The sequence below is a fragment of the Lentzea albidocapillata subsp. violacea genome (genome assembly GCF_900100275.1).
Taxonomy (GTDB): Bacteria; Actinomycetota; Actinomycetes; order Mycobacteriales; family Pseudonocardiaceae; genus Lentzea; species Lentzea violacea.
Genome location: NZ_FNET01000016.1, coordinates 92612 through 104000, shown reverse-complemented (window position 1 = coordinate 104000; position 11389 = coordinate 92612). Strand labels below are relative to the sequence as shown.

Sequence of the window (11389 nt, the reverse complement as noted above, 5' to 3'; positions counted from 1 at the left end):
GTCGTGGAGCACAAGCGGCTGAAGCTGTACGCCTATCTGGACGCGCGCGATCACCAGCGCACGTACCTGGCGATCATGCGGCTGTTCACCTCCACGCTGCTGGCGGACCTGAGCGCGGGGGAGGTCGCGGGCGCGCTGGCCGGGCAGGAGCGCGAGGGCCGCGTCGAGCAGGGCGAGAGCCGCATCGAGAACGTCATCAACCGCCTCAAGCAGCTCGTCGAGTGGGGCAATCTCGTCCAGGGCCGGCGTGAGGTCGTCGCGGCCAGCATCGCCGAGTTCCAGCACGGCAGCGTGCGCTACCAGGTCTCGAAGCTGGCCGTCCGCGTCCAGCGCGACGTCGACGAGCTGCTGCGGGTCCCCGAGGGCGCGCGCGAGGTCTCCCGCGAACTGCTCCCCGCGATCGAACGCGGCCTCAACGAACTGGGCGGATCGCTGTCCGTCGCCCTGCTCAACGAGGGCGACCGGACCAAGGAGCTGCTGGCCGAACGCGTCACGACGCTGTTCCTGCAGCACGCCGAACTCGCCGCGACGGTCCGCGACTTCTACGCCTACCTCGGCCAGGTCGTCACGAGGAACCACCTGGCGCCCGAGGAGATCGCGGGCTTCCGGAACCTGCTGGTCGAGTACATCCAGCGGGTCGTCGAGGACGTCCTGAAGTACACGCCCCCGATCGCGGAGGCGCTGGCCGGCCTCACGAAGGCCCGTACCGAACTCCTGCGGCTCCTCGGCACCGACCTCGGCCACAACGTCGAACGCGCCCGCGGCCGTACGCCGGAGGACTGGCAGGAGCTGACGGACTGGTTCGTCGACCGGCCGGGCCGTCCGAGCCAGGTCACGGCCCTGCGCGAAGCCACGGCCCGCGCCATCGGCAGCCTCCTGGCCAGCGTGAAGCGCGCGACGTCCGGCGGCGGGCTCCTCCCGGGACGCCGTGCCGAACTGCTCAAGCTCGCGAAGTGGTTCGACACCTCGTCAAGAGAACAAGCCCACGAGATCTACGCCTCCGCGTTCGGTCTCTACAGCGCCCGCCACCTCTCCCCCGCGCCCGAGCACGACTCGGACAACGAGCGCACGCCGTGGCGCGACGGCCCGGTCTGCGACGTCACCGTGAGCGTCCGGACCCGAGGCGACCGGGGCGGGCGCGGCAGGCCGTCCAGGATCCTCGACGACCCGATGACCGAGCAGTCGCTGCTGGCGGAGGCACGCGAGGCGGACGAGATCCGCGCGAGGCACGTCGCCGAGCTCACCACGGCCGCCGGAAACCTGGAGAACACGACGCTCACGCACGGTGCGTTGGAGGTCTTCTGCGAGCTGTTGACGCTCGCGATGGCCCAGCGCGACTCCCCGAACGACAGCGGCTCGGCCAGCGACCCCGTGCGCGGCCTCGAACTGGAGATCGCCCGCGGCACGACGACCCGGATCAGGTCGGCCGCCGGGACGCTCACCCTGCACGACGCGACGGTGGCACTGAAGCGATGAACCACTTGGACAACCTCTCCGACATCGACGCCGCCAACGTGGTGCGGTGCGCGCGAACGTTGCTGCGCAGGCCTTTGCTGCGCACCGACGGCCCGGACGGCGAGCTGCTCAGCCTCGTCTACCGGCACCGCGCGACCCTCCAGGACCTGTTCGCGGGGCTGCTGGGCTACCGGCTGGTCGTGGAACGCCGGTTCGCGCGCCTGTACAAGTCCGGTCCCGGCAACGACGACACGCGTGGCGTGCTCAGCATGTCCCCGCGCGGGTACGCCTACCTGGCGCTGACGCTCGCCGTGCTCACCGGCATCGGCCGGCAGACGCTGCTGTCCCGCCTGGTTGCTGACATCCGTTCCGCCGCAGTGGAAGCGGGCATCGACGCACCGGACGACGTCACCGAACGGCGTGCGCTCACCGCGGCCCTGCGCCACCTCGTGTCTCTCGGCGTGCTGCACGAGACCGAGGGTTCGGTCGCGCAGGACGTGCTGCCCCAGGAAGCGTTGATCACGATCGACACCGACCTGCTGGGCCAGCTCGTGACGGGTCCGGTCGGTGAGGCCCAGAGCCCGGCCCACCTGGTCGAACTGTCGGCGCGTCCCGGTCCGCGCGGCATCGAGCACGCCGTGCGGCGCAGGCTGGTCGAGACACCGCTGGTGCTCTACGCGGACCTGCCGGCCGAGCAGGCGGAGTGGCTGCGCCGCAACCAGCGCAAGGAGACCGCGCTGCTCGAGCAGGCTTTCGGCCTGCACACCGAGTGCCGGGTCGAGGGCGTGCTCGCCGCCGACCCCGAGGACTTCCTGACCGACCTGTCGTTCCCGGGCGTCTCGACGGTCGCGCGCATCACGCTGCTGGCTCTGCCCGACCTGCTCGACGGCGAGGAGGAGGACGCGCCCGCACGGCACGTCGTCACCGCCGAACGCCTCCGCGAGGTCTGCGCCGGTCTGGTCGAGGACTACCCCGCGGCGTGGTCGAAGCAGTTCACCGACGACCTCGACCGGCTGGTCGCCGAGGTGACGGAGCTGTTGCGCCGCATGGGTCTGGCCGCCCAGGAAGAGAACGGCGCGTGGTCGATCAGCGCGGCCGCGCACCGCTGGCTGCCGTCCCCCGACGGCGACCCGGAACGAGAACAACAACCGGAACCCGTTGTGGTGCACGAAGTACCGAGCTGGTCCCTGTTCGACGAGGAGAACGCTTCATGAGCAGGTGGCGGCTGCACCGCGGCGGCGTGGTCAACATCTGGCAGTACACCGAGCAGACCTTCGACTTCTCCGGTGGCCGCGCGATCTTCCAGGGCACCAACGGGTCCGGCAAGTCCCGCACGCTGGAGCTGCTGCTCCCGCTGTGTCTGGACGGCGACCTGCGCCAGGTCGGTTCCAAGGGCTTCGACACGGTAAGCCTGCGGCGCCTCATGCTGGACGACTACGACGGCGGCCCGAACCGCATCGGCTACACGTGGGTCGAGCTGATCCGCGAGGCCGCAGACCACTCCGGCAACGAGTACCTGACGTGCGGTCTGGGCGTGAAGGCGTCGAAGACATCGCAGGCGATCACGGACTCGTGGCGCTTCGTCACGCCGATGCGCGTCGGCACGGAACTGCAGCTCGCGGGCGCCGAGCGCGTTCCGCACGGCCCGGCGCAGCTGCGCGATCTCATCGGCGCGGACTGCATGTTCGAGGAGCCGGCGTTCCGCGCGAAGATCGCCGAGACCGTCTACGGCGTGCCGGCGGCGCGGTACGGCGACCTGCTGCACCTGCAGCGGACGCTGCGCAACCCGGACGTCGGCCTGAAGGTGCTGGAGGGTCAGCTCGAACAGATCCTGAGCGACGCCCTGCCGCCGCTGGACCAGGTGATGGTCGAGCAGCTCGCGACGTCGTTCGACGACCTGGAGTCGATCCGCGAGAACATCGTGCGACTGTCCTCCGCGGACAGTGCGCTCGGCACGTTCCTGAAGACCTACAGCGACTACGCGTTCGGCGGGCTGCGGTCCGCGGCCGAACGGCTGGAGGCCGCCGAGAAGTCGGTGGCCAAGCTGCGGCGTGAGCAGTCGAAGCTCACGCAGGAGCTGGACCTCACACGGATGGAGCGGGCGGCGGCCGAGCAGGCGCTGACCGACATGGAGACCGGCGAGCAGCAGGCCGAGGAGACCATCGCGGCGCTGAAGGAGCTGCCGGCGTTCCGCGACCTGCAGGACCTCAAGACGCGCGAGAACCTGGTGGCGGAGAAGCGTTCGTCCGCCGTCGCCGCCCTCGAGACGGCCCACCGCCAGCGCGCCCAGGAGGAGGCGGCCGTCGACAACGTGCTGCGCCTGCTGCGCCGCCTCGCGGAGGACCTCCAGGCCGCCGACGCGCTGAGCGAGCCGTTGCGCGAGAACCTGCGCCTCGCGGGCATGGACCCGGACCTCGCGCCGGAGGTGCCGCAGGTCCCGGCCGCCGAGGCAGGCGTGACCACGGCCTCGGTGCGGGCCAAGCCGGACCCCGAGGCCGGACCGCTGCCGATCGAACGCCGCGTGCCCCCGGCCGCCGCGACCGAGGACGTGCTGGCCGCGCTGACGTCGGTGATCGACCAGACCTCGGGCATCGCTTCCCTTGCGCGCCAGCGGGGTGCTCTCGCCCTGGCCCTGCACGAGCAGGCACTGGCCCTCGACTCGCAGCAACGCGAGGTGGAGTCGTTGCGACAGAAGGCCCGCGACGCCCAGCTCGGTGCGGCCGATGCGACCTCGTTGCGCAACCAGGAGATGCAGGAGCTGGCCGAGGTCGTGCAGGCCTGGCTGGAGCAGGTCGAGGTGTGGACGTCGAGCGGCCCGTTGCTCGACGAACGCCCTGCCGCGGCGTTGAAACTGCCGCAGACCGCCGATCCGGCCGCCGCGAGGACGCTGAGCACGACGGCCCGCGAATGGGCGGCACCGCTCGTGCAGACGGCTCGCGACGCCGCGCACGCGTTCACCCAGCAGCGCGCCGAACTGCGGGCGAGGCTCGACACGCTCGACGAGGAGCTCGTCGGCCTGCGTTCGGGCGACGAGCGCGTGCCGGTGCCCGGCCAGTACACCTCGGCAGACCGCGATTCCGCTGCTGGAGCGCCCTTCTACCGGCTGGTCGACTTCGTGCCGACGCTGACCGATGACGAACGGGCCGGGCTGGAGGCGGCGTTGCAGGCGAGTGGCCTGCTGGACGCCTGGGTGACCCCGGCCGACGCCGACCTGAGCGACGTCCTGGCCGTTCCGAGGCCCGCCGTCGACGGCCGTTCCCTGGCCGACTACCTCGTGCCGGCGGTCGAGGGCTCGCCGGTACCGGAGACCTTCGTCGGCGACCTGCTCACAGCGGTGTCGCTGGACGACATGACCACCACCGGCGACTGGCGCACGGGCGTGCTGACCGGACGCTGGACCAAGCCCGAGGCCGAGTTCATCGGCGCGGGCGCGCGGGAAGCCGCCCGCGGCCGTCGTATCGCCGCCCTGGAAGAGGAACTCGCCGACCTGCGCGGCCGGCTCGGCACCGCCGAGGACGAACTGGCCCGCGCCCACGAGCACGTCGCCACCTGGGAGGCGCACCTCGCGGCGTTCCCCGGCGACGGCGAGCTGATCGCGAAGCACAGCCGCGTCCAGGCCGCCGAGGAGTCGGCCGCACGGGCCCAGCAACGCACGTTCGAGCTGCGGGAAGCCCTGGAGAACGCCAACTCCCGGCTCGAAGCGGCACGCGGTGAGCTGACCCGGCAGGCGGGCGACGCCGACCTGTCGTCCGGCACCGAGGCGCTGCGCCAGGCCCAGGCGGCGGCTGCGGAGGCCCAGCGGACCGCGGACCTGCTCGGTGACGCGGTGAAGAGGCGTTGCCAGGGCACGATCTCCGACCTCACCGACGCCTCGCACCGCTACCACGAGGCCGTCGCCGACCGGCAGACCGCGGAGGCCGACGCCGACAGTCGTTGCGTCGACCACGCGGCCCAGGCCGGGACGCTGGCCGAGCTGACGGACGCGGTCGGCGGTGAGGCCAAGGAGATCAGCGAGCAGCTCACGCAGCTGGAGAGGTCGCGCAAGAAGATGCGCACGGACCTCAAGGGCGTGCGCGAGGGCATCACGACCGCGCGTGAGCAGGCCGCGAAGCTGGAAGCGTTGCTGGAGAACAACTCCACGCAGGTCCTCGACGCCTCCGAGGCACTCGAACGGGCCGCGGGGAACTTCCGGGCGACCGTCCGCGCCCCCGGTCTGCTGGCCGCCGCCTTCCCCGAGGCACCCGAGGAAGCCCTGGTGCGCCAGGCCATCGCCGAGACCCCGGACCGGCGGGGCGGCACCGAGGCGACCGTGATCGCGAAGCTGCAGGCGTTGCAGACGTCACTGGCCGGCAGCCACGACATCGCCGCCGAACAGCACGCCGGTCTGCTGACCGTCACCGTGACCGGCGAGGAGGGCGCGAAGCCCGTCGCCGTCGCCGCCCGCCAGGTCACCACGAAGCTGGCCGAGCAGCGCGGGTTCCTCGACGAGCGGTACCAGGGCATCTTCGCCGACTACCTGATCCGCGACCTGGCCGAGTGGCTGCGCAACCAGATCACCGTCGCCGAGGACCTGACCAGGCGCATGAACGAGGTGCTCGGCCAGGCCCGGTCCAGCCAGGGCGTGCACGTCAAGCTGGCCTGGAAGTCGTCCAGTGCCCTCGACGACGCGACGCGGCAAGCGCTTGCGCTGGTGCGGCTGCCGTTCGGCGAACGCACGCCCGAGCAGGACGCCACGCTGCGTCGCGTCTTCACCGAACGCATCGAGAACGAGCGCGACACGCACACCGGTGGCTACGCCGAGATCCTGTCGCGCGCCCTCGACTACCGCACGTGGCACCAGTTCACCGTGACCGTCGCCGACACCGGCCCGGACGGCAACCCGCGCGAACGGCGCCTGCGGCAGCTCTCGTCCGGCGAGACCCGCCTGATCTCGTACGTGACGCTGTTCGCGGCCGCCGCGAGCTTCTACGACGCGGTCAGCGACGAGTTCGACCCGCTGCGCCTGGTGCTGCTCGACGAGGCCTTCGAACGACTCGACGACCCGACCATCGCGCGCATGCTGGGCCTGCTGGTCGACCTCGACATGGACTGGGTGATCACCTGGCCGAGCGGCTGGGGCGTGTCGGACAGGATCCCGCGCATGCACATCTTCGACGTGCTGCGGCCCAAGAACGGCCGGGGCGTCGCGTGCACGCAGACCACGTGGGACGGCGCGGCCCTGGACCGGGTCGATCCCTAGCAGGGCACCTCGGTGGCCGGCGGGGAGAACCGGCATCGGTGCACGGCGAACTAGGGTGGTGGCGTGAACATGGACCAGCCCGAGCTCGCGGAGTTCTGGCGTCTCGCGCGCGAGACGATGGAGGGCGGCGGCCGGTCGGCGTTCAGCTTCCGCGTCGAGGACGCGAGCACCGCCGCCGTCCTGGGTGAGCTCCTGCGCAAGCCGATCGCCCACCCGGCCCGCCGGCAGATCTCGCTGGCACGCCTGGACGAACACGTCCGCGCGCACGGGAGCTCGCTGCCCGAGGTCCTGGAAGCGGTGCACGGCAGGCCACTCGGCATGTCGGCGGCCGAGGAGTCCTCGACCGCGGCCGCCGTCCTCAAGTTCGCGTTGCGCGAGCACGGTCTGCTGTCGCGTCCGTGGGCCGCCGAGTGGGTCGAGCACGTCCGCAGGTACGGCAAGATCCCGCAGCCGGCGTTGCCGATGATCGCGAACCAGGCCGCGGCGATCCTCGCGAAGCTCAGTCCCGAACCGCGCCAGTGGACCACGCGGTTCGCCTTGGCGGGCAACGACTTGGACGAGGGCCGCCCGTTGACCCGCATCGTCGGCAGGGCCCTGCAGCTGGCCGGTACCGACTGGGAACGTGTGGGCGTCCTGCCCGACGCCTACAGCGGTCCCGTCCTCACCTCACAGGGCTACCTGACGCTCAACGACACCCTTGACGCCCAGGCGGTCACCGTCGTCCGGTCGCCGCGCCTGCTCGAATCCGACGTGCCCGGCCCGTTGGTGGTGCTCCCGGACGGCCTGACGCCGCAGGCGAAGCACCACCTCGACGGCAGGACCGTCCGGTGCCACCACGACTTCACGCCCGACGGCATCCGCACCACGAACGAGATCCTCGCCTGGACCGGCGGAACGGCGTGGCGCATGTCCGCAGCCGACTACCGCGAGGCCGTCGCCACGCTGATCGCGCGCGGCGTCGAACTGCCGACGCTCAGCAGCAGGCCGGAAACCGCGAGCTGGGACCCCGACCTGGCCGGCACGATGGCGACCACGGGCCTGATGGTCACCGAGGAGCACGTGCTGCCGTCACTCCTCTGAAGCGGCGCCCGACCAGCTCTGCAGCATCCGGAACGCGATCGACGCGCCACCGGCGAGGCCGAGTCCGGGAACGCTGCCCGGCTCCTCGATCGCCTTGCGGACGTCGGCCCGCGACACCCACTTGGCCTCGGCGATCTCGCCCTCGGCGAGCCGCAACGGCTCGGCGGGATCGGCCACGGCCTCGAACCCGATCATCAACGACCGCGGGAACGGCCAGGGCTGGGACCCGAGGTACCGGATGTCGCGCACCGAGATGCCGACCTCCTCGGCGATCTCCCGCGCCACGCAGCCTTCCAGCGACTCGCCGGCCTCGACGAACCCTGCCAGCACGGAGAAGCGGCCCTCCGGCCACTCCGGCCCGCGAGCGACGAGGACCTGGTCGGCGCCGTCGTGGACGAGGCAGATCACCGCCGAGTCGGTGCGCGGGTACTCCTCCCGCTCGCAGCCGGAACAGACCGACGTCCAGCCGGACTTCTCCAGCACCGTCCTGGCGCCGCACTTGGCGCAGTACTTGCCGAGCCGGTGCCACTGGAACAACGCGGCGGCCGTGGTGAACAGCCCGGCCGACATGTCGTCGAGGGTCGCGCCGGCCTGCCGCAGGTCGAGCCACTGCGGGTCGTCCGTGAGTTCCGGCAGGCCCCAGGCACGGCTGGGCGGCACGGGCTCGTCGTCCTCGGCGGGCATCAGCACGGCGAACCAGGCCACGCCGTCCTGCTCACCGAGCAGGACGGCGTTCACGGGCGGCTGGTCACCGAACTCCAGGGCCGGCCGGTCGGCCAGCCGCGTGCCGCGATCGGCGACCAGCGTGCGGCCGCGCGTGTCCACCACGATCATCCGGGCCTTGGGCCAGAGCGCGGCGAGCTTCTCCTCGTCGCCGCGCAACGGCTCGCCCCGGTCGACCGCGAACCGCGACAGCGCGGGCAGACCGACTAGTTCGAAACTCACTGGAACGAGACCCCGCCCAACGCGGCCAGCTTCGGCTTGAGCGTCTCGGCGTCACCGACGAGCACGCCGGTGAAGTTGCCGGGAGCGAAGAACTCCAGCGCGGCCGCGGCCACCTGCTCCGGCGTGACGGCCGCGAGGCGCTGCGGGTGCGCCACGAGCCAGTCGAGGCCGAGACCGAGTGCGACGAGGTTCACCAGGAACGACGCCAGGCCGCCCTGCGACGACGTGCTGGTGAGCAGCGTGCCGACGGCGTAGCTGCGCGCGGTGTCCACTTCGGACTCCGACGGCGGCACGAGGCCGAGGCGCGCCAGTTCGTAACGGGTCTCCAGCAGCGCCGCCGCCGTCACGTCCGAGGCCGTGTCGGCGTCGATCAGCAACGTCGCGCCGTGCACGGTGAACTCGGGGTGCGACCGGGCGCTGTAGGTGTAGCCCTTGTCCTCGCGGATGTTCTCGACCAGGCGCGACGAGAAGAACCCGCCGTAGACCAGGTTCGCGAGCTGCAGCGCCGGGTAGCGCTCGTCGGTGCGCGGGATCGCCTGCGCCGCAAGGCGGATCTGCGACTGCACGGCACCGGCGCGGTGCACGAGCACCAGGTCACCACCGGACACCTTCGGCAGCGGCGGCAGCTGGACGGCCTCGCCGTCGCCCTGCCACGCCCCCAGCGCCTCGCCGATCTGGGCCACGGCGTCGGCCGGCTCGACGTCGCCGACGACGACGAGGACCGAGCCGCGCGGCAGCAAGGCCTTGCCGTGCAACGCCACCACGGCGTCGCGGGTGACGGCGGCGACCTCGTCGGCCTCCGGCATCTCCTTCGCGTACGGGTGGTCGCCGTACAGGACCTTCTGCAACGCCTCACGCGCGATGACGCTCGGCTGCGAGCGGGCGATCGTGATGCGCTCGACCAGGCGGGCGCCCTCGCGCTCCAGTTCCTCGGCCGGGTAGGAGGCGCCGGTCAGGACGTCGGCCAGCACCTCCAGCACCGTGCCGAGGCCCGAGGCCAGGGCGTTGCCGGTGAAGCTCAGGCGCTCCGGGTCGACCATGGCGTCGAGCTCGCCGCCGACCAGCGCCAGTTCGGTGTCGATCTGCACGCGCGAACGCTTCTCGGTGCCCGTCAGCACGGTGTTCGCGAGGATCTCGGCCACCGCGGCGTGCTGGGAGCCGACGCTGCTGCCGGCCGGGTCCGCGAACGGGACGCGCAGCCGCACCTCGACCATCGGCACCGTGGCGCGGCGCACGGCGATGACACGCAGGCCGTTCGGCAGCGTGGTGTCCACAGTGGACAGCTCTACGGCCACCTTCTGCGATCCCAGCTCCGGCAGCGGACGGGGACCGGCCTCGGTACGGCCGATCTCGTCTGCCGAGCGATGGGTCTTGGCGGCGGTCACTGAGCTCCTCCGGTGGGCTTGACGAACAGAAGGGCGCGGGAGTCGGGACGCAGCGCCTTGGCCGCGGCCGACACCTCGTCGACGGTCACCGACGCGATCCGCTCGGGCAGTTCGTAGATCAGCTCGGCGCGGCCGAACAGCAGCTCCGCCGAGCCGAGGCCCAGCGTGCGGTTCGTGAGCCGGTCGTGCTCCTTGTGCATGGTCGACGCCCAGCGGGCGGTGACCTTCGCGAGCTCCTCGGCCGACGGCGGCTCCTGGGCGAGCTTCTGCAGTTCCTCGTCGATGGCCGCGACGACCTGGTCGGCGGAGACCTCGGCGGCGTGGATCGCGGTGATGCTGAACGTGTCCGGGTCGCGGGCCTCGAGCGGACCGAACAGGCCGCAGCCGGCGTTCAGGTCGATCACGATGCCCTCCTGGTGCACCAGGCGCTGCTGCAGGCGCGAGCCGTCGCCGTCCGCCAGCACACCGGCGAGGACGAGGTAGGAGAGGTAGCCGTCGATGTCGGTGACCGGGTCGGGGACGCGGTAGCCGATCGCGATCGCGGGCAGCGGGGCCAGCGCGTCGCCGTGCTCATGCCGCACCTCGCCCTGCGGGGCGGGCTCGGCGAACGAGGGACGCTCCGGGCGCGGCCGCGCGGGCACGTCACCGAAGTGCTTCTCCACCAATGCCTTCGTGGTCTCGACGTCGAGGTCGCCCGCCACCGTCAGCACCGCGTTCGCCGGGCTGTAGTAGGTGTCGAAGAACTCCGCGCAGTTGTCGACCGTCGCGCTTTCCAGGTCGACGAAGTCGCCGTAACCGTTGTGCGCGTTGGCGAACGTGTTGAACAGCACCGCGGGCAGGAGGATCCAGGGGAACCCGCCGTACGGGCGGTTCAGCACGTTGAGCCGGATCTCCTCCTTCACCACGTCGATCTGGTTGCGGAGGTTCTCCTCGGTGAGCTTCGGCGCGCGCATGCGGTCCGCCTCGAGGAACAGCGCCCGCTCCAGGGCCGCGGACGGCAGCACCTGGTAGTAGTCGGTGTAGTCGGGGTGCGTGGACCCGTTGAACGTGCCGCCCGACGACTGCACGTGCCGGAAGTGGGCGAGCTTCTCCAGACTCTCGCTGCCCTGGAACATCAGATGCTCGAACAGGTGCGCGAACCCGGTGCGCCCCTCCGGCTCGGAACGGAAGCCGACGTCGTAGTGCACGCTGACGCCGACGACCGGTGCGCTGGCGTCGGGGGCGAGCACCACCCGCAGGCCGTTGGGCAACGTGAACCTGTGCAGTTCGGGTGAGGCCATGGCGC

7 protein-coding genes are annotated in these 11389 nt (G+C 71.7%); 4 read left to right on the top strand and 3 right to left on the bottom strand.

All coding sequences use genetic code 11. The features are described from left to right. Positions 1–3: 3 nt before the first annotated feature. The 4 genes from BLR21_RS29905 to BLR21_RS29890 all read left to right on the top strand — a co-directional run bounded on the left by BLR21_RS29905 (position 4) and on the right by BLR21_RS29890 (position 7774). Positions 4–1476, top strand: a complete 1473-nt coding sequence (locus BLR21_RS29905) for a DUF2397 domain-containing protein (protein ID WP_090011172.1) — start codon at positions 4–6, stop codon at positions 1474–1476. Continuing rightward, positions 1473–2669 (top strand): TIGR02678 family protein, encoded by a 1197-nt coding sequence (locus BLR21_RS29900; protein ID WP_090011170.1) that lies wholly within the window; start codon positions 1473–1475, stop codon positions 2667–2669. The genes BLR21_RS29905 and BLR21_RS29900 overlap by 4 nt, the downstream gene beginning before the upstream one ends. Further along, complete coding sequence (locus BLR21_RS29895) at positions 2666–6694, top strand: TIGR02680 family protein (protein ID WP_090011168.1); 4029 nt, start codon at positions 2666–2668, stop codon at positions 6692–6694. Before BLR21_RS29900 ends, BLR21_RS29895 begins: the two co-directional genes overlap by 4 nt. 69 nt (positions 6695–6763) lie before the next feature. After that, a complete protein-coding gene (locus BLR21_RS29890; protein WP_256335027.1) occupies positions 6764–7774 on the top strand; it encodes a DUF2399 domain-containing protein in 1011 nt (336 codons plus the stop codon). On the opposite strand, the gene nudC is transcribed toward BLR21_RS29890, so the two are convergent. The 3 genes from nudC to BLR21_RS29875 are packed head-to-tail and all read right to left on the bottom strand — an operon-like array spanning position 7763 to position 11384. Then, positions 7763–8719 carry an NAD(+) diphosphatase gene (gene nudC / locus BLR21_RS29885; RefSeq protein ID WP_090011164.1) on the bottom strand — a complete coding sequence of 319 codons (957 nt, stop codon included), beginning with the start codon at positions 8717–8719 and terminating at the stop codon, positions 7763–7765. The two genes, BLR21_RS29890 and nudC, sit on opposite strands and share 12 nt — an antisense overlap. Beyond that, complete coding sequence (locus BLR21_RS29880) at positions 8716–10104, bottom strand: M16 family metallopeptidase (RefSeq protein ID WP_090011162.1); 1389 nt, start codon at positions 10102–10104, stop codon at positions 8716–8718. The genes nudC and BLR21_RS29880 overlap by 4 nt, the downstream gene beginning before the upstream one ends. Continuing rightward, on the bottom strand, positions 10101–11384 hold the full coding sequence (locus BLR21_RS29875; RefSeq protein ID WP_090011160.1) for a M16 family metallopeptidase: 1284 nt from the start codon (positions 11382–11384) through the stop codon (positions 10101–10103). The genes BLR21_RS29880 and BLR21_RS29875 overlap by 4 nt, the downstream gene beginning before the upstream one ends. Positions 11385–11389 lie beyond the last annotated feature (5 nt).